Origin of the sequence: Rhizobium altiplani (assembly GCF_001542405.1) — a bacterium.
Lineage (GTDB): Bacteria > Pseudomonadota > Alphaproteobacteria > Rhizobiales > Rhizobiaceae > Rhizobium > Rhizobium altiplani.
The window spans coordinates 35,659-54,306 of sequence record NZ_LNCD01000139.1 but is presented as its reverse complement, the minus strand read 5'-3'; the positions used below and the strand labels follow the sequence as shown (position 1 = coordinate 54,306).

Here is an 18,648-nt window from a genome sequence, read left to right as displayed (position 1 = left end):
AGCCATGTCCGACCAGACCATCGCCGCCCGCCTGCTCAACGTCATGGAACAGGACATCCTGCCGATGACCGAACGCGGCGTCGCTGCCGGCAACAAGGTCTTCGGCGCTGCGATCCTGCGCAAGTCCGACCTCTCGCTCGTCATCGCCGAGACCAACAACGAGCTTGAAAATCCGCTGTGGCATGGCGAGGTGCACACGCTGAAGCGCTTGTACGAACTGGGCGAGAAGCAAGCCACCAAGGATCTCATCTTTCTGTCGACGCACGAACCCTGCACCATGTGCATGTCGGCGATCACCTGGGCCGGGTTCGACAATTTCTACTATTTCTTCAGCCACGAGGACTCGCGCGACGCCTTCGCCATTCCTCACGACCTGAAGATCCTGAAGGAGGTTTTCGGTCTGGAACCGGGTGGCTACAGGCGCAGCAATGCATTCTGGAACAGCTTTGCCATTGCCGATCTCGTCGAGACCGAAGAAGAGCATTTGAAGGCCGAACTGAAAACACAGACTGCGCGCATCAAGGCGCGGTACGATGCGCTCTCGGAAAGCTACCAGGCGTCGAAGAGCGACAACGACATTCCACTGAACTGAGTGACCATGGAAGCCTCAAAAGACATTTCGCGCCTGATCGAGATCATGGCCGCGCTGCGCAATCCGGCAACCGGCTGCCCCTGGGACATCGTCCAAACGTTCGAGACGATAAAGCCCTACACGATCGAGGAGGCCTATGAAGTCTCCGACGCAATCGAGCGCAATGACATGGACGACCTCTGCGAGGAGTTGGGCGACCTGCTGCTGCAGGTCGTGTTCCATGCGCGCATGGCCGAGGAAGCGGGAGAATTCTCCTTTGGCGACGTCGTTGAGGCAATCACCCGCAAGATGATCCGCCGCCATCCGCATGTCTTCGCCCGTTCTGATGCCGACACGCCCGATGCGGTGAGGAAGCAGTGGGACGACATCAAGCAGGCAGAAAAGCGCGAGCGCGCCGAACGGCGAGCCAAGCGCGGCGTCAGCGAGGATTTCAAGACGGGATTCCTCGGATCGGTCCAGCGGAGCTTCCCTGCCCTGACAGAGGCGCTGAAGCTGCAGGAACGCGCTGCAAAGGTGGGCTTCGATTGGTCAGCGCCCGAACCGATCCTCGACAAAATCGAGGAGGAAATCGGCGAGTTGCGTGTCGCCTTAGCGGAAGGCGATCAAGCAAAGGTCAGTGATGAGCTCGGCGACCTCATCTTCGCCGTGGTCAATATCGGCAGGCATGTAAAGGCTGACCCGGAAGATTCCTTGCGCGGAACGAATACAAAATTTCGTAGACGTTTCAGTCATATCGAAGCCGTTCTTGACGCGGAAGGCGAAACTTTGGAAGCGGCGAGCCTGGAGCGGATGGAAGAAATCTGGCAGGCGGCAAAGGCTATCGAGCGGCAACTGGGCTGAGCCGACATCCTTACCTTGCGTGACGCCCAATCCGGGCGTAAGGCGAAGCCCGCTGCAGGAAGCTCTAGCGTTCCCAATCCTCTTTCGCGGCTTTCGGCCCGTTGCCCAGGCGGCGCTCCAGTTCGACCGCTTCGGTTTCCGAGAGACGTACATCGAGCGTGATCGACCCGTCCTCGTTGTCCTCGCGGTTATCGACGATCGCATGATCGTAGAGCCAAGGCAGCAGCGCCAACTTGTCGACAGGCAAGCGCACAGTCGCTTCGGTCAGCACGCCTGACAGTCTGCGGCTGATCTCTCCCATCAGGGTATCGATACCCTCGCCGCTGATTGCGGATAGGGCGACGACGTTCTCGGCACCGCTCGCCTTCTGGACGATGGCATCGTGCGCTTCCGGCTCAAGGCGATCGATCTTGTTCCAGACTTCGATGATGCGCTTGTCGCCCTCTTCCTCGTCGATGCCGAGGTCCTTCAGGATGCGGAGCACGTCGGCACTCTGCGCCTGATTGTCGACGTCGAACATGTCGCGGACATGAAGGATCAGGTCGGCTTCCAGCACCTCTTCCAGCGTAGCGCGGAAAGCGGCGACGAGGTGGGTCGGAAGGTCCGAGATGAAACCGACGGTGTCTGAGAGGATCACCGTGCGGCCATGTGGCAACTTCATTCGGCGCAGCGTCGGATCGAGCGTTGCGAACAGCATATCTTCGGCCAGCACGCCTGCCCCGGTGATCCGGTTGAACAGTGTCGACTTGCCGGCGTTGGTATAGCCGACAAGCGCCACGATCGGATGCGGCACCTTCTTGCGCTTGGCGCGATGCAGCTGGCGGGTGCGAACCACCTGTTCCAGCTCACGCTCGAGCTTGACGATGCGGTCCTGCAGCAAGCGACGGTCGGCTTCGATCTGGGTTTCACCGGGACCACCCATGAAGCCGCCACCGCCGCGCTGACGCTCAAGGTGGGTCCAGCTGCGAACCAGACGGCCCTTCTGATAGTTCAGATGAGCTAGATCGACCTGCAGCGTGCCTTCCTTGGTGGAAGCACGACGGCCGAAGATCTCGAGGATGAGGCCGGTGCGGTCGATGACCTTGGCGTTCCATTCCTTCTCGAGATTGCGCTGCTGTACCGGTGTCAGCGGATGGTCGACGATCACGAGACCGGAATCATTCGCATCCAACGTCGCCTTGATCTCTTCGATCTTGCCCGTGCCCATCAATGTTGCGGGTCGCGGATCGCTGACGGTGACGATCGTGCCATTCACCACATCGAGGTCGATCGCCTGCGCAAGACCGGTCGCCTCTTCCAGGCGGCTCTCGGGCGTGCGGGTGACCACAGGCGCAGCATCGCCCGCACTGCGTCCGGCGCGCCCCTGCTTGAGCACGGGCACGACGACGGTCGCGCGCATATCATCCCGGTGCTTGGCTGCTTCCGGGATGATCGAATCGTTTTTGGTATCGCGTGTCGAGATAATTGCAGGTCCCGTTAGGAAGCAGCTTCTTCGCTTTCGAACATCTGCATCGGCTGGCCGGGCATGATGGTCGAGATTGCGTGTTTATACACGAGTTGCGAATGGCCGTCACGGCGAAGCAGAACGCAAAAATTGTCGAACGAGGTGACAACTCCGGTCAGCTTCACGCCATTGATCAAGAAGATTGTCAGTGAAATCTTTTGTTTGCGTACAGTATTGAGAAATAAGTCCTGCAGATTCTGAGAACGTTCCGCCATCGCGCCGCTTCTTTCTTTATTGCCGGCTTCATTCCGCCGGTGAAATACTAATCAACCTCGCCTGCAGGCAGCCGACAACCCTCATCCCATCTGCCCAGAAAGTCTTGGTATCAAATCGCAATCTTTTCCGCAACGTCGAAAAAGGCCTCCCTAATTTTCTGGGAGACGCTGCCTGGATGGCCATTTGTGATCGGCTGGCCATCGATCGACACAACCGGAAAGCAGATGCTCGTGGCCGCCGTGATGAACACCTCACGCGCCGCAAGCATCTCCGCGACCGAGAATTTCCGCTCCTCGATCTTCAGGCCCAGCTTGGCGCCGACATCGATCAGCGTCGTGCGGGTAATGCCGCGCAGAATGCCATGTTCAGCCGGACGCGTAACGAGAGTGCCGTCGCGATCGACGATCCAGACATTGGTCGCAGCTCCCTCTTTCACCATGCCATCGGCGTCCACAAAGATCGCCTCCTGCGCACCGGCTTCCTTCGCGTGCTGGCGCGCCATGGCGTTCGGCAAGAGACCGACGGACTTGATATCGACACGGTCCCAGCGATTGTCGGGCACGGTGATCGCCTTGATGCCTGTCGCGTTCTTCCTCGCGATGATCGAAGGATCGGTGCTCTTGGCGGTGATGACCAGCGACGGCATCGTTCCTTCTGCGGGAAACACATGATCGCGCCGTGCAACCCCACGGGTGATCTGCAGGTAAAAGAGACCGTTGCGGACGCGATTGCGCCGCAGCGTTTCGCGAATGACACGGGTCAGCGCGTTGCGGCTCATTGGCCAGGCAATACGCAACTCACCAAGCGATCGGTCCAGCCTGTTCAGATGGCGTGTAAGATCAACGATATAGCCATGCCTGATTTCACAGACTTCATAGACGCCATCCGCGAACTGATAGCCTCTATCCTCGATATGGACCATGGCATTCGAGTGCGTGACATAGCGGCCGTTCACATAGGCTATTCTGGGCATGGTGAACCTGTGCGGGAGTTATAGCAGAGAGAATTAGGACGGCGCCGCAGCGCCGCCCGTGTCTCAGACGCCGAGCGACTTCAACTTGCGGTGAAGCGCCGAGCGCTCCATGCCGACAAACTCCGCGGTGCGCGAGATATTGCCGCCAAAGCGATTGATTTGCGCGATCAGGTAGTCCTTCTCGAACATCTCTCGTGCCTCGCGAAGCGGCAGCGTCATGATGTGATAGTCGTTCTTGGCCGAAACCTTTGGCAACATGTCGCCAAGGTCAGTCGGCAGCATCTCTGCAGTGATCGGCGCATCCGGACCGTCGGAACGGGCAAGGATCATCAGCCGCTCGATGTTGTTGCGCAGTTGGCGGATATTGCCCGGCCAATCATGGGCCTGTAGCACGGCCATCGCGTCGTCGCCAATGCGGCGGGGACGGATGCCGGCCTGTTCGGAAATCTGCCGCATCAGCTGATCGACCAGGAACGGAATGTCTTCGCGCCGTTCGGCGAGTGCCGGTACGCGCACGGGCACCACGGCAAGGCGATGATAGAGATCTTCGCGGAACCAACCCTCGGCGATGCGGGTCTCGAGATTGTAGGCCGTCGACGAGATGATGCGCACATCGACCTTCACCCGCTTGGAGCCCCCCACGCGCTCGAACTGCTGATCGACAAGAACGCGGAGGATCTTGTTCTGCGTCTCGCGCGGCATTTCGCCGACTTCGTCGAGGTAGAGAATGCCACGGTGTGCCTCTTCCAGCGCGCCGATCTTGCGCGCCTGGCCAGGCGACCCTTCCGTACCGAACAGCGCAATCTCCATGCGATCAGGCGTGATATTGGCGGCATTCAGTGCCACGAAGGGACCATTCGCGCGCGTCGACTTCTTGTGGATCATACGGGCCACAAGCTCCTTGCCGGAACCCGACGAGCCAAAGATCATGATGCGGCTGTTGGTCGGCGATACCTTCTCGATCGTCTGGCGGAGCTGCGAGACGGCAACGGAGGTACCGATAAGTTCGACCGGATCGCCAGCCTTGCGCTTGAGTTCGGATACTTCGCGCTTCAGCTTCGAATTCTCTAGCGCGCGCTCCGCGATCAGGATCAGTCGATCGGCCTTGAATGGCTTTTCGATGAAGTCGAACGCGCCCCGCTTGATGGCGGAAACAGCCGTCTCGATGTTGCCGTGACCCGAGATCATGACGACAGGGATGTCTGGGTGGCGCGTCTTGATCTCGTCCAGAAGCGACAGACCGTCGAGCTTGCTGCCCTGCATCCAGATGTCGAGGAAGATCAGCCGCGGCGCACGATCGGAGATCGCAGCCAGCGCACTGTCGCTGTCATGTGCCGTACGGGTCTCATGTCCTTCGTCAGACAGGATACCGGAGACGATCTCGCGGATGTCGTGCTCGTCGTCGACGACCAGAATATCAGAGGCCATAAACACTTTCCTTGTCACTTGCGGCCGGAGCAGAAGGCGCAGTTTCCAGACGTGGCAGATGCACGCGGATCATGGCCCCTCTTCCCTGGTCGAAATCAGCGGGCGCATCATGCAATTCGAGCTGCCCACCATGTTCCTCAATAATCTTCTTTACGATCGCCAGGCCAAGTCCGGTGCCCTTCTCGCGCATCGTCGTATAGGGTTCCAGAATGCTGTGGCGGTTCTCGACCGGCAGGCCGCGACCGTTGTCGATCACATCGGCGGTGAAGCGATCCCGCGCCGGATCGAGCGAGGCACGAACGAGGATCTTGCGCTCGTCGCGCTCTCCGCTCGGCACGGCTTCAATCGCCTCCACGGAATTCTTGATCAGATTGCCGAATGCCTGACCGAGCATGCGGCTGTCGAACAGCCCTTCCAGCGGCTGGTCGCCCAGTTCCTGCTGGAAGCTCACGTGGCTGTTGCCCATCTCGCGCAGGAACACCGCATCATGCAGGATCTTGCGGAGATCGCTCGGCTCCTTGATCGGCTTCGGCATCCGGGCAAACGACGAGAACTCATCCACCATGCGGCCAATGTCACCCACTTGCCGGATGATGGTCTCGGTGCACTGGTCGAAGACGCTGCGGTCATCTTGGTTGATCTGTTTGCCGTAGCGGCGCTGAATGCGTTCTGCAGACAACTGAATCGGCGTCAACGGATTCTTAATTTCATGAGCGATGCGTCGGGCGACGTCGCCCCATGCCGTCGAGCGCTGTGCGATAACGAGGTCGGTGATGTCGTCGAGCGTGATGACATAGGATTCGCTCATGTCGCGTACTTCCTCGCGCGTCACCTGGACGCTCAGCGTCCGCACGGTGCCAGCTCGCACGAGGGCAATCTGCTTGCGGAAATCGCCACGATAGCGGGAGGCGGCTTCCGTCAGGACCTGGTCGACTTCGGGCGCGATCTCGGAGAGTTGCTTGCCAAGCATGTCCGACGCCGGCAATGCCATAAGCGCTTCTGCGGAACTGTTGACGATGGTGACCCTGCGGTCGTGCTCGACACCGATGACCGCGGCGGTCACGCCGGATAGAACCGCTTCGATGAAACGACGGCGGTCGTCCACCTCATCCTTGGCCTCCAGGATCTCGTCGCGCTGTGTACGAATTTCCGAGATCATCTTGTTGAAGGTCCGCGAGAGGTTGGCAACGTCGCCGTCCACGGAATGGACAGGCACGACAATGTCCATGTTGCCGGAGGCCACGCTGTCCGCCGCCGTAATCAGCAGACGGATCGGACGCACGATACGGTCAGCCACGGCAATTGCCGTCCAGATGGCGGCAAGCAAAACGATAAGGGCAAAGCCGATGTAGAGAACCGCGAAGGCGATCTGCAGCGAGAAACGCCCTGCCTCCATGGATTTGTATTCTGTGGCGTTCTCCTCCATGAGACGCATTGCGCCCATGACCTTGGGATCGACCGCGCGGACCGTGTAGAGGAACGCGCCGTCAATCGCATCGAGCTTGATGATGGCGCCCACCAGGTTGGTTATGCCCGGCGGAATCAAGGTCGGCTGGCCGGCCGCGGCCTTGTTCAACGCATCCTGGGGAATTGCCGGCAACGGCTTCTCGGTCTTGATATCAGCCTGGGTGATCACCGAGCCGTCAGACTGGACAAGGAAAGCACCGAGCAGCCCGCGGCCCCGCGCCTGCCGCGTCATCAAATCGGAAAAGCCGGTGCGATCGAGATTGAACAGAGCCCTGTTGCGCTCGAGGTCATTCGCCATCGAGACAGTCTGGCCCTGCAGGTAGCTCGCATTCTCCATCATGTAGGCCTGCCCGATGTTTCGGGAGGAACTGACGATCGATTGCGTGCGGAGCGCAAACCACCGGTCGAGGCCGGCATTCAGCGTAATACTGGCGAAAATCGCAACAAGGATCGCCGGGGTGATCGCGACGATTGAGAAGAGCACAACGATGCGGATATGAAGGCGCGCCGCCGCTCGCCCGCGTTTCCGCGCCTTGAGCAGGCGGGAGACCTCGCGTGCGATGAGGGCCATCAGACCCAACACGAAAAACGAGTTCACGACAACCGAGGTGACAACGACATGGTAAGTCGGCGCGATCGGGGTCAGCCCGAGCAGAACGAAGAGCGTCAGCGTGGCACAGAGAAGCGCACCACCGGCAAGGATCAGGCCCGGCAGCGCAAACAGGGCACGGCGATCGGTCACGGCCGTGACAGCTTCGCCTTCCGCCGCAGGCGGCATTGCATCCTGTTCCATTCGCTTATTTCTCCTGGCGGCAGGCAATCGCCTCCGCCGCTCCCGCGGACCAGGGCGGAAGCCGCCAGCCTGCCTCCGCAACGCAACGGCAAGTGCCGCTGCTCTCTTAGACAGCTCCGAAAACCCGAACCCCATGCGTGACTTCTAAGCAACGCATTGTGGCGAAAATGCAACGTCGCCAGTCACATTGTCAAGCAGTGCGGGAGCTTCTGTACACCGATACGCCAAGCTCTCTGATCTTCTTGCGCAGCGTATTGCGGTTCAACCCCAAAAGGTCAGCCGCCTTGATCTGGTTGCCGCGCGTCGCCGTCAGTGCGGCTAGAATCAGCGGATACTCCATTTCCGTCAATACACGATCGTAAAGCCCGGGTGGCGGCAGGCCGTCGCCGAAACCGGCGAAGTATGTGCGCATATTTTCTTCGACAGCCTGGGCGATAGTCATGTTGCCGTTACGCATCGGCCCCTTGTCGATCGGGCTATCCGGCACATCGGACCGAAGCTCGGCTTCGATGATTTCGCGGGTGATCACATCCTGTGGATAAAGCGCCATCAGCCGGCGAATGAGGTTCTCGAGCTCGCGCACGTTGCCCGGCCAGGCGTAGGCTTTCATCAGATCGAGCGCCTCCTGATCGAAGCGCTTGGAGCCAAGGCCTTCCTTTTCCGCCTGCTGGACGAAGTGGCGCACAAGATCCGGGATATCCTCCGCACGATCACGCAACGGCGGCAGACGCAGCGGAACGACGTTTAGGCGATAGTAGAGATCCTCGCGGAAAAGTCCCTGATTAATCGCCTGCTTCAGATCCTTGTTGGTCGCCGCGACGATCCGAACGTCGGTGCGGATCGGTGTGCGGCCACCGACAGTGGTGTACTCGCCTTGCTGCAAGACGCGCAGGAGGCGCGTCTGGGCATCCATCGGCATATCACCAATTTCGTCGAGGAAAAGCGTGCCGCCTTCGGCCTGCTCGAAGCGACCGGTCGAACGCGTCTGGGCGCCGGTGAACGCACCCTTCTCGTGGCCGAAGAGCTCGGATTCGATCAGATCGCGCGGGATCGCCGCCATGTTGATCGCGACAAACGGCCCGTTGCGGCGCTTGCCGTAGTCATGGAGCGCCCTCGCCACCAGTTCCTTGCCGGTACCGGACTCGCCGGTGATCATCAGCGTCAGATCGGTCTGCATCAGGCGCGCAAGGACGCGATAGATTTCCTGCATCGCGGCCGAACGGCCGACAAGCGGCATTCCGTCCTGCATGTCCTCGTCAAGCTTGGCTGGCCTGCGCTTCGGCTCGGCCAGCGCACGGCCGATGATGCCGATCAGTTCCGTCAAATCGAATGGTTTTGGCAGGTAATCGTAGGCGCCCTTTTCGGAAGCCTTGATCGCCGTCATGAAGGTGTTCTGGGCGCTCATGACAAGCACGGGGAGATCCGGGCGGGCCTTCTTGATGCGCGGCAGGAGATCGAACGCATTTTCATCCGGCATCACGACATCGGTTACGACAAGATCGCCCTCGCCTGCCGACACCCAACGCCAGAGCGTGGCGGCGTTGGAGGTAATTCGCACGTCATAGCCGGCGCGGCTCAGAGCCTGATTAAGCACGGTACGAATTGCCGCATCATCATCCGCGACGAGGATCGTTGCTGTCATCGAGTAGGTCCTGTGGGAGTTATGGTCGTTGCGTCGTCCACCGATGCGTCCTTGGAGGCCGGCATCAAGACGCGGAATGTCGTGCGGTTGGTCTGGCTGTCGCATTCAATAATGCCGCCGTGGTCCCCAATAATCTTAGCGACGAGCGCGAGGCCAAGGCCGCTGCCGTTCGTCTTGGTCGTAATGAACGGATCAAACAGATGCGGCAGAAGGTCCGCCGGCACGCCCGGACCGTTGTCCTGAACACAAAACTCCAGCGGCAGCGAAATCTTTTCACGCGTGCCGGCGACCGACAGACGAATGCCGGAGCGGTAAGCCGTCGTCAAAACGATCTCGCCATCCGAGCGATCGCCGACGGCCTCGGCGGCATTCTTCACGAGATTGAGGAACACCTGAACAAGCTGATCGCGGTTCGCGTAGACCGACGGCAACGACGGGTCGTAGTTCTCGGTGATCCGGAGGTGCCGCGCAAATCCCGCCTTCGCCACGGCCTTCACGTGATCGAGAACGGAGTGGATATTGACCGGCATCCGATCAACGGGGCGTTCGTCCGAGAAGACTTCCATGCGGTCCACGAGCGAGACGATGCGGTCCGTTTCGTCGCAGATCAGCCGCGTCAATGCGCGGTCGTCGTCGACGACCGATTGCTCTAGCAGCTGCGCTGCACCGCGAATACCGGAAAGCGGATTCTTGATCTCATGCGCCAGCATGGAGGCAAGCCCCGTGACCGAGCGGGCCGCCGCACGATGCGTCAGCTGCCGGTCGATCTTGTCCGCCATCGACCGCTCTTGGAACACGATCACGACGGAGCCTGGATCGCTGACGACAGGGGCAACATACAAGTCGACAAGCTTGTCCTGTCCGAGGCGCGGCGAGCTCAAGTCGACGCGATACTCGTTGATCGGTGCTCGCCGTTCGCGAACCTGGTCGATCAAGGCCAGCAGCGGACTGCCAAATGGGATAAAGGTCGAGATCTTGTACCGCGCGAGGTGGGCGGCGCTGGCACCGAAGAAGGCTTCCGCTTCCCAATTTGCGAAGGCGACGAGGCCAGCCTCGTTGACCATCACGACCGGATTCTGGATCGCGTTGAGCACAGCGATCGCAACTGCGCTACCGCCGTTGTCGATCGACGATGGCACGTCATTCGTCATGCAGCCTCCCGGGTCTGCGTGTTCGATGCCGCAGCCATTAATGCATTATAAAACCTTGCAGCTACGTCGTCGGGCTCCCGCGCCGTCATGATCGCGGCCTTTTCCTGCGCTGCAAGACCAGGCGCAAAACGGTCGAGATACCAGCCAAGGTGCTTCCTTGCATGGCGAACGGCGACTGCCTCACCGTAAAATTCGAGCATCATTCTGTAGTGCTCGGTCGCAATGTCGGGGACTTCCCACACTTCGGGCGCCGGTTGCCCAGCCAATACGCCGGCGTGCCACGGCCTGCCCTGGCAGCCCCTACCGATCATGACGGCATCGGCTCCCGAGCGACGCAGAATCTCATGTGCATCCTCGACGGTTTCGACATCGCCGTTTGCAACCAAGGGCACGGTAATGGCATCGCGAACCGCGCGGATCGCATCCCAGTCTGCCCGACCCTCGTAAAACTGCATGCGCGTGCGGCCATGGATCGTAACGAGCTGAACGCCAGCCTCTTCGGCGCGGCGCGCAATCTCAGGCGCGTTGATCGAATTCTCGTCCCAACCGAGCCGCATCTTCAGGGTCACGGGAACGCTGACGGCCTTGACTGTCGCCTCGATGAGGCCGAGGGCGTGATCGGGATCGCGCATCAAGGCGGAGCCGGAGTAACCGCCAATCACTTTCTTGGCGGGGCATCCCATGTTGATATCGATGATGTCGGCGCCATGGTCGGCAGCGATCTTCGCGGCCTCCGCCATCCAATGGGCTTCACGGCCAGCGAGCTGAACCATGTGGGGCTCAAACCCCGCGCTTTCGAGGCGTGCCCATGATTCGGCAGTGCTGTTGACCAGTTCGCGGCTTGCTACCATTTCGGTGACCACAAGCCCTGCGCCATGACGCCACGCCAGTTGCCGGAACGGCATGTCCGTCACGCCAGACATAGGCGCCAGCACAACACGGTTCCTGACTCCCACAGGTCCAATCCGCAAAGGTGATGCGAGGTCGAAGCTCAACAATTGATTATCTTTCAGGCACGCAAAATGCGTGCACTATTTTTAGACAGGTTTGAATGGCTTGCCAAGAGGGCAGTGCGCGAATTGACATTTTTCGAGCAAATGCTGGAATTCGATGCGCCAAGCCGCTAAGCACCGGTAAAAAATCGCGCTTTGAGGATTTATGCCGCAAATGCATCAAAAGCAACCAGCAATAGGTATCGTCGTCGTCGCGGCCGGCCGCGGCGAACGCGCGGGCGCCTCCGAAGAGGGACCGAAGCAGTATCGGGCGATTGGCGGCAGGCCTGTCATCACTCACACACTGGAGAAGTTCGCCAGCTGGGAGCTTGCCCGCCACATCGTCGTGGTCATTCACCCCGACGACGAGGCGCTGTTTGCTAAGGCTGCCGGGCAGGTCCAGTCCGGCACGCCGATCGATGCGGTTCACGGCGGCGCTACGCGCCAACAATCCGTCTTAGCGGGACTGCGCCATTTGCGCGGCAAGAATATCTCGCATGTTCTGATCCACGACGCAGTGCGGCCCTTCTTCGATCATGCGCTTCTCGATCGCATCGCTGGCCTGCTCTCGGAGGGCGTGCCGGCAATTCTCCCCGCCATGCCCGTCGCCGACACGCTGAAGCGAGCAGATCATGATGGAACTGTCCTCGACACCGTTTCCCGCGATCATCTCTACGCAGCGCAAACGCCGCAGTCTTTCGCCTTCGAGCCCATCCTTGCCGCCCACGAAAAGGCGGCCGTGGCAAATCTCACCGATTTCACCGACGACGCCGCCATTGCCGAATGGGCCGGTATTCCGGTGCGGATCGCCGAGGGTCTGGCGGACAATGTAAAACTGACGGTCAAACGGGACATCGCAATGGCAGACAGCAGACTTTCAGTACAGGCGCTCCCCGATGTGCGCACCGGCAACGGCTACGACGTCCATCAGCTCGAGCCGGGCGACGGCGTAACACTCTGCGGCGTCTTCATACCGCATGACCAGAAGCTCAAGGGTCACTCCGACGCGGACGTAGCGCTCCACGCGTTGACTGACGCACTGCTTGCGACCTGTGGAGCGGGCGACATCGGCGATCATTTTCCGCCATCTGATCCGCAGTGGAAGGGCGCGCCGTCGCGCATCTTCATCGAACATGCGGCAAAGATCGTGCGCGAGCGTGGCGGCGCCATCATGAACGCCGACGTGTCGCTGATCGCCGAAGCACCGAAAGTCGGGCCGCATCGCGACGAGATGCGCGCCAAGCTGTCCGAGTTCCTGGGCATCTCGATCGACCGCTGCTCAGTCAAGGCGACGACCAACGAGAAGATCGGCTTTGTCGGCCGGCGTGAGGGCATCGCCGCGATCGCCACGGCAACCGTCGCCTATCGGAGCACATGAGATGAGCACCTTCCCGAACGACATCATCGTGCAAGCAGAAGCGATCATTCGCGATTTCACGTCGGCGGGGCTGATGGTTTCGACGGCAGAATCCTGCACCGGCGGACTGATCGCTGGCGCGCTCACGGAAATCTCAGGATCGTCTTCTGTCGTGGACAGAGGCTTCGTCACTTATACCAATACCGCCAAGATGGAGATGCTTGGCGTGCAGGAAGAAACGCTGATCCGCTTCGGCGCGGTCTCGGAGGAGACGGCGCGGCAAATGGTGCACGGCGCCCTCTTCCGCTCCCGCGCGGCCATTGCCGTCGCCGTAACGGGCGTTGCCGGGCCAAGCGGTGGATCGGTGGAGAAACCGGTCGGTCTCGTCCACCTCGCGGCCAAGTCGCGCTCTGGCGGGCTTATTCATCGGAAGATGCTCTACGGCGACATCGGTCGCGGTGAGGTGCGGCTTGCGACGGTCAGGACCGCGCTTGGCATGATCCAGGAACTGGCTCAGCCGTAAATCTTCGTCGCCCGCGTTTCGAAGGCTTCCGAGAACATGCGGAAGGCGCGATCGAACATCGACCCCATGACTGCCCCCAGGATGCGGCTCTTGAACTCGTAGTCGATGAAGAAGTGAATGTTGGAGCCTGTTGCCGTCTCCTCGAAACGCCAGCGGTTGTCGAGATAGCGGAATGGTCCATCGATATACTTGACCTCGATGAGGCGCTCGGCCCGGTTCAACAGCACCTGCGTCGTGAAGGTTTCGCGGATCGCCTTGTAACCGACGGTCATATCGGCGATCAGCAGAACCTTGCCGTCACGTTCCTTGCGGCTGCGAATGCTTAGCGCCTCGCAGAGCGGAAGAAACTGGGGATAATGCTCGATGTCGGCGACGAGATCGAACATCTGATCGGCGGAATGCGGGACGGAGTGATGCGTTTCGAACTGAGGCATGATCGGCAGTTAAGTAGGAGCGCCGAGAAGATCAAGAAGGTGGTTCACCTCCCGCCGGCTTTTCAGCTGAAAAACCGGAACATTCGGGCCATGCTTGTCGAGAGCAGCAATCACCAGGGGCGCGAACCGCTTCTCGAACATCCAGATGTAAGTGAGAAACTCCCGGTCCGGCACTCGCTCCAGGCATCCGGGCGCCATGTCTGGCCGCGTCCTTCCGAGATGGAGGAACGCGCGTTTGCAGATTCCCCACAGACAAAGCCAGCGCGGCATGCGTACCCAGACGACCAGCTCCGTGCGGGGGACACGAATATCGAAGGTGGATGGGCCGGTTCCGTCCATGAGCCAACGTTCGCCGGCGACGACGTTACCGATCAGATGGCGCTCTTCCCCTTTCGGGCGCTTGACCCAGCCCGGCAGCCAGAAGAACTCTTTATCCATGGAAAAATAAGGAAGATCGAGCTTGCGGCTGAGTTTTCGCGACAAGGTGCTCTTGCCGCCGCCGGAGCAGCCGATGACCATGATGCGCTCGGACTGGCGCAGCAGTCCGGCAACCTTTCGCATATCGTCGATATAAGCCGGCATTCTCGTCGCCTCTGCAAACAAAAAGCCGCGGGAAGATCGCCGCGGCTTTTGAAAAATGCAAGCGCTCGTTGATTATTCCGCTGCGATCAGCAGCTTTTTCTCGCGTGCGGCCTTCAGGCGTGCGAAGTCGTCGCCGGCATGGTGCGACGAACGCGTCAGCGGGCTCGAAGCCACCATCAGGAAGCCCTTGGTATAGGCGACCGTCTCGTAGGACTTGAATTCGTCAGGCGTAACGAAGCTCATCACCGCGTGGTGCTTGCGGGTTGGCTGCAGGTACTGGCCGATGGTCAGGAAGTCGACGTCTGCGGTCCGCAAGTCGTCCATCAGCTGCAGCACTTCGTTTCGTTCCTCGCCGAGACCGACCATGATGCCCGATTTGGTAAACATGGTGGGGTCCAGTTCCTTCACACGCTGCAGCAGGCGGATGGAGTGGAAGTAACGAGCTCCCGGACGAACCGTCAGGTAGTTGCCGGCAACCGTTTCCATGTTGTGATTGAAGACGTCGGGCTTTGCGGCAACGACGCGCTCCAGGGCACCGGGCTTCTTCAGGAAGTCGGGCGTCAGGATTTCGATGGTCGTCGTCGGCGAGGCAGCACGGATCGCCCAGATCACCTTCTCGAAATGCTCGGCGCCGCCGTCTTCCAGATCATCGCGGTCGACCGAAGTGATGACGACGTGGGAGAGCCCCATCTCCTTTACCGCCTTGGCGACATTCTCCGGCTCGGCCATGTCGAGCGCGTTCGGCTTGCCGGTCGAGACGTTGCAGAAGGCGCAGGCGCGGGTACAGATCTCGCCCATGATCATGAAGGTCGCGTGCTTCTTGTCCCAGCACTCGCCGATATTGGGGCAACCAGCCTCTTCGCAAACGGTGACGAGCTTATGCTCCTTCACGATCGAGCGCGTCTCCGCGTACCCCTTGGAGGTTGGCGCCTTGACGCGGATCCAATCCGGCTTGCGCAGGACCTCCTGGTCAGGCCGATGGGCCTTTTCGGGATGCCGCACACGCTTGGTGTCAGGATTGATCGTATCGAGAATGGTTACCATGGCAGTTCAAATCTCCGCCGCTCCATGCGGCAAAAGCCCTATCTATCGGCGGACTAGCCGCGCGACGAATATCAGCAAGCAGGCACCAAGAAAACCCGTGATGAAGTAGCCGAGCCTGCCGCCGGCCACCTCTATATGAAATTGCGCCAGAATCGCAGTTGCGACCACCGAGCCGACGATGCCGAGCACGATATTGAGCAATACTCCGTAGCGGACCTCCATCAGCTTGCCCGCGAGCCAACCCGCAAAGCCGCCGATGATGATCGCTGCGATCCACCCTACGCCTTCCATCCTGCCCTCGCCCCTTTACGATATCGCCCTTGCGATCAGAACCACGATGATGGCGCCGACACACCATAAACATGATGATCGGCTTTTGCTTTTTCCACCTTCGACAATAGGGAGGAAACGATCAAGCGTTCAGGACACGACCATAAGCATCCAGAACCGCTTCCTTCATCGTTTCGGAAACCGTCGGATGCGGGAAGATCGTGTGCATCAGTTCCTCTTCCGTGGTCTCTAGGTTCATTGCGACGACAAAGCCCTGGATGAGCTCGGTGACCTCAGCGCCAACCATGTGGGCGCCGAGCAGCTCGCCGGTCTTCCTGTCGAAGATGACCTTGCAGAGACCCTGATCTTCGCCAAGCGCGATCGCCTTGCCGTTGGCGGCAAAGGAGAAGCGACCGACACGGATGTCGCGGCCCAATTCCTTGGTCTTGGCTTCCGTGAGACCGACGGAGGCAACCTGCGGGTTGCAGTAGGTGCAGCCCGGGACCTTGCCCTTGTCGGTCGCATGAACGTTCGGCAGGCCGGCGATCTTCTCGACGCAGACGACGCCTTCGTGCTCCGCCTTGTGAGCGAGCATCGGCGGGCCGGCGACGTCACCGATCGCGTAAATGCCAGGAACGTTGGTCTTGCCGTAGCCGTCGATGACGACGCAGCCGCGATCCGTCTTGACGCCGACACCCTCAAGGCCGAGGTTTTCGATGTTGCCCTGCACGCCGACAGCCGAAATCATGCGATCCGCCGTGATCTGCTGTATCTTTCCATCCGACGTCTCGACATGCGCGGTGATGCTGTTGGCGGATTTTTCGACCTTCGCGACCTTGGCGCTCGTGAAGATCTTCATGCCGCGCTTTTCCATCTGCTTGCGGGCGATCGCAGTAACTTCCGCATCCTCGACCGGCATGATGGTAGGCAAGACTTCGACCACCGTCACGTCCACGCCCATCGACAGATAGAAGCTTGCGAATTCGATGCCGATCGCGCCCGAGCCCATGACGATCAACGACTTCGGCAGTACATCCGGCTTCAGCGCTTCGAAATAGGTCCAGATCAGCTTACCGTCCGGCTCGATGCCCGGCAGGGCGCGGGGACGCGCACCCGTTGCAACGATGATGTGCTTGGCGGTGTAAGTGCCCTCGCCCTTGACGCCCTTCGGCACGGGATGCTGTGGCTCGACGACCGGCTTCGAGGACTTGCCGACGACGATCTCACCCGGCTTGGTGATCTTGGCCTCGCCCCAGATCACGTCGACCTTGTTCTTCTTCATCAGGAAGCCGACGCCTCCGTTGAGGCGTGCGGAGACGGCGCGCGAGCGGGCAACGACCGCCTTCACGTCGGCGCTAACCTTGCCTTCCAGCACGAGACCGTAGTCCTTCAGGTGGTTGGAATGGTCGAGAATTTCGGCCGAGCGGAGCAGAGCCTTGGTTGGAATGCAGCCCCAGTTCAGGCAAATGCCGCCCAGATGCTCGCGTTCGACGATCGCGGTCTTGAGACCGAGCTGGCTGGCGCGCACAGCGGCGACATAGCCCCCTGGTCCGGAGCCGATGATGATGACGTCGTAGTTCTCAGCCATGTTTCCCTGCCTTTGCTATCGGGCGTCGCGGGTGAGAAGCACCCACTCGTGTTTCCTGCCGTTTTCGAAGAAGGCCACGGCATTCGTTCGCGCCGCCTCCGAAAATCCATTCTTCTTGTAAAGCGACAGAGCCGCCTCGTTGTAACCTGCGGTAATCAGGCTGACCGGCGCATTTTCCGCACGCTCAATCTGATCCATGAGAAGCCGTCGACCGATCCCGATGCCACGCAGATGGCTGTAGACACCGAGCGTTCCGACAAACCAGCTTCCCACCACCATTTTCTGCAGATCGATGACCGGCTTCAGCGCCGGGCGATCCGCCTCGATATTCCGTATGCCTTCGCCGAGACCGTAGCCGATCGCGGCTCCCGCGATCTCGCCATGGGCTTCTGCAATCACGGCGTCGCTCCAGTTGCCTTGCCCCTGGTCGCCACGCAGCTTCTGCCGTCCACGCTCCATCGGCGTATCGCCGCCACCGTTTCCAAGCTCCACCAGCCAGAGCCAGGAGGCGAAACCATGGGAAGCGATGTCCGTGAGTAAAGCCAGCTCCGTCGCATCCTCCCGCGTCGCGGGACGAAGCGAAGCGAAGGATCCCATGCTCAAAGCCCCAGCATCATCCGCACAGTCGATTCCATGCCGCGCCCGAGAGCGCGGGTATTTTCAGCGTCGAGGTGAATACCGTCGAGAGGTGTCGTCTTCGCCACTGAATTGCCGTCGAAGAAGCCGCAGCCGAGCTCGTCCGCGAGATCACGATAAAGGGTCGGAAGCTTTGCCGACTCCTCGATAGCGCCGACGAACGATGCCGCAAATGGCACGTTTGCCGTCTCACGCACCTTCGGCGGCGCGACAATCAGGATGTCCGGACCGTCGAATTCGAAGGGCCAGGCATGGTTGCGGATCAACCGCACCAGCCGGGCGATGCCCTGGCAGGCGGCAAAGGCCGAACCCGCCACGACAGGCTTCATGTCGTTGGTGCCGAGCAGCAAAATGACGAGATCAATCGGCGCATGGCTCTGCAGAATCGTCGGAAGGATGCGTGCGCCATTCCGGTCGCAGTCGGCGAGATGGTCGTCGAAGGCGGTGGTTCGCCCATTCAATCCTTCAGCGATGATCCGCACTTCGTTGCCGAGTGCCGCCTGAAGCGCACTTGGCCAACGATCCTTGTAGGCATGACGTCCGATCGTGTCGGCGTCATAGCCCCAAGTCAGCGAGTCACCATAGCAAAGAACGGTCTTCGTCATTTCCGCCTCCG

At 60.4% G+C, this 18,648-nt stretch carries 19 protein-coding genes; 4 read left to right on the top strand and 15 right to left on the bottom strand.

The features are described 5' to 3' along the window. Positions 1 to 4 precede the first annotated feature (4 nt). Complete coding sequence (locus AS026_RS34815; protein WP_025659008.1) at positions 5 to 592, top strand: nucleoside deaminase; 588 nt, start codon at positions 5 to 7, stop codon at positions 590 to 592. Between the two features lie 6 nt (positions 593 to 598). Then, positions 599 to 1,432 carry a nucleoside triphosphate pyrophosphohydrolase gene (gene mazG, locus AS026_RS34810; protein WP_062375421.1) on the top strand — a complete coding sequence of 278 codons (834 nt, stop codon included), beginning with the start codon at positions 599 to 601 and terminating at the stop codon, positions 1,430 to 1,432. A 64-nt stretch (positions 1,433 to 1,496) separates the two neighbouring features. Here the strand turns inward: mazG and hflX are convergent, their stop codons facing one another. The 8 genes from hflX to dusB form a co-directional block, all read right to left on the bottom strand. Continuing rightward, the gene (gene hflX, locus AS026_RS34805) at positions 1,497 to 2,831 is read right to left on the bottom strand and encodes a GTPase HflX (protein ID WP_025659010.1); all 1,335 of its coding nucleotides are present in this window, start codon (positions 2,829 to 2,831) and stop codon (positions 1,497 to 1,499) included. Positions 2,832 to 2,908: 77 nt separating this feature from the next. Further along, entirely contained in the window at positions 2,909 to 3,151 is a 243-nt protein-coding gene (gene hfq, locus AS026_RS34800; protein ID WP_003539403.1) for an RNA chaperone Hfq, read from the bottom strand. A 110-nt stretch (positions 3,152 to 3,261) separates the two neighbouring features. After that, positions 3,262 to 4,125 carry a D-amino-acid transaminase gene (locus AS026_RS34795; RefSeq protein WP_062375419.1) on the bottom strand — a complete coding sequence of 288 codons (864 nt, stop codon included), beginning with the start codon at positions 4,123 to 4,125 and terminating at the stop codon, positions 3,262 to 3,264. Positions 4,126 to 4,188: 63 nt separating this feature from the next. Beyond that, positions 4,189 to 5,553 carry a nitrogen assimilation response regulator NtrX gene (gene ntrX, locus AS026_RS34790; protein WP_062375417.1) on the bottom strand — a complete coding sequence of 455 codons (1,365 nt, stop codon included), beginning with the start codon at positions 5,551 to 5,553 and terminating at the stop codon, positions 4,189 to 4,191. Next, positions 5,543 to 7,813: a sensor histidine kinase NtrY-like gene (locus AS026_RS34785; protein ID WP_062375415.1), complete on the bottom strand. Its 2,271-nt coding sequence runs from the start codon at positions 7,811 to 7,813 to the stop codon at positions 5,543 to 5,545. The genes ntrX and AS026_RS34785 overlap by 11 nt, the downstream gene beginning before the upstream one ends. Before the next feature lie 190 nt (positions 7,814 to 8,003). Next, positions 8,004 to 9,455, bottom strand: coding sequence for a nitrogen regulation protein NR(I) (gene ntrC / locus AS026_RS34780; RefSeq protein WP_025659013.1), 1,452 nt, complete (start codon positions 9,453 to 9,455; stop codon positions 8,004 to 8,006). Beyond that, positions 9,452 to 10,606: a two-component system sensor histidine kinase NtrB gene (locus AS026_RS34775; RefSeq protein WP_062375412.1), complete on the bottom strand. Its 1,155-nt coding sequence runs from the start codon at positions 10,604 to 10,606 to the stop codon at positions 9,452 to 9,454. Before AS026_RS34775 ends, ntrC begins: the two co-directional genes overlap by 4 nt. After that, on the bottom strand, positions 10,603 to 11,529 hold the full coding sequence (dusB, locus tag AS026_RS34770; RefSeq protein WP_245307737.1) for a tRNA dihydrouridine synthase DusB: 927 nt from the start codon (positions 11,527 to 11,529) through the stop codon (positions 10,603 to 10,605). The genes AS026_RS34775 and dusB overlap by 4 nt, the downstream gene beginning before the upstream one ends. A gap of 235 nt (positions 11,530 to 11,764) precedes the next feature. Between dusB and AS026_RS34765 the strand changes: the two genes are divergently transcribed. Both AS026_RS34765 and AS026_RS34760 read left to right on the top strand, forming a co-directional pair. Next, on the top strand, positions 11,765 to 12,976 hold the full coding sequence (locus tag AS026_RS34765; protein WP_062375407.1) for a bifunctional 2-C-methyl-D-erythritol 4-phosphate cytidylyltransferase/2-C-methyl-D-erythritol 2,4-cyclodiphosphate synthase: 1,212 nt from the start codon (positions 11,765 to 11,767) through the stop codon (positions 12,974 to 12,976). A gap of 1 nt (position 12,977) precedes the next feature. Further along, positions 12,978 to 13,478, top strand: coding sequence for a CinA family protein (locus AS026_RS34760; protein WP_025659016.1), 501 nt, complete (start codon positions 12,978 to 12,980; stop codon positions 13,476 to 13,478). Here AS026_RS34760 and AS026_RS34755 read toward each other — a convergent pair. The 7 genes from AS026_RS34755 to AS026_RS34725 form a co-directional block, all read right to left on the bottom strand. After that, positions 13,469 to 13,912, bottom strand: coding sequence for a type II toxin-antitoxin system RatA family toxin (locus AS026_RS34755; RefSeq protein ID WP_025659017.1), 444 nt, complete (start codon positions 13,910 to 13,912; stop codon positions 13,469 to 13,471). The two genes, AS026_RS34760 and AS026_RS34755, sit on opposite strands and share 10 nt — an antisense overlap. Positions 13,913 to 13,921: 9 nt before the next feature. Then, on the bottom strand, positions 13,922 to 14,494 hold the full coding sequence (locus tag AS026_RS34750; protein WP_062375405.1) for a P-loop NTPase family protein: 573 nt from the start codon (positions 14,492 to 14,494) through the stop codon (positions 13,922 to 13,924). 72 nt (positions 14,495 to 14,566) lie between these two features. Then, complete coding sequence (gene lipA, locus AS026_RS34745; RefSeq protein WP_025659019.1) at positions 14,567 to 15,538, bottom strand: lipoyl synthase; 972 nt, start codon at positions 15,536 to 15,538, stop codon at positions 14,567 to 14,569. Positions 15,539 to 15,580: 42 nt separating this feature from the next. After that, a complete protein-coding gene (locus AS026_RS34740; protein WP_025659020.1) occupies positions 15,581 to 15,829 on the bottom strand; it encodes a GlsB/YeaQ/YmgE family stress response membrane protein in 249 nt (82 codons plus the stop codon). A gap of 121 nt (positions 15,830 to 15,950) precedes the next feature. After that, positions 15,951 to 17,396 (bottom strand): dihydrolipoyl dehydrogenase, encoded by a 1,446-nt coding sequence (gene lpdA / locus AS026_RS34735; protein WP_062375402.1) that lies wholly within the window; start codon positions 17,394 to 17,396, stop codon positions 15,951 to 15,953. Between the two features lie 15 nt (positions 17,397 to 17,411). After that, positions 17,412 to 17,993: a GNAT family N-acetyltransferase gene (locus AS026_RS34730; RefSeq protein ID WP_018858803.1), complete on the bottom strand. Its 582-nt coding sequence runs from the start codon at positions 17,991 to 17,993 to the stop codon at positions 17,412 to 17,414. A gap of 2 nt (positions 17,994 to 17,995) precedes the next feature. After that, positions 17,996 to 18,637 (bottom strand): SGNH/GDSL hydrolase family protein, encoded by a 642-nt coding sequence (locus AS026_RS34725; RefSeq protein WP_025659022.1) that lies wholly within the window; start codon positions 18,635 to 18,637, stop codon positions 17,996 to 17,998. Between the last annotated feature and the right edge of the window lie 11 nt (positions 18,638 to 18,648).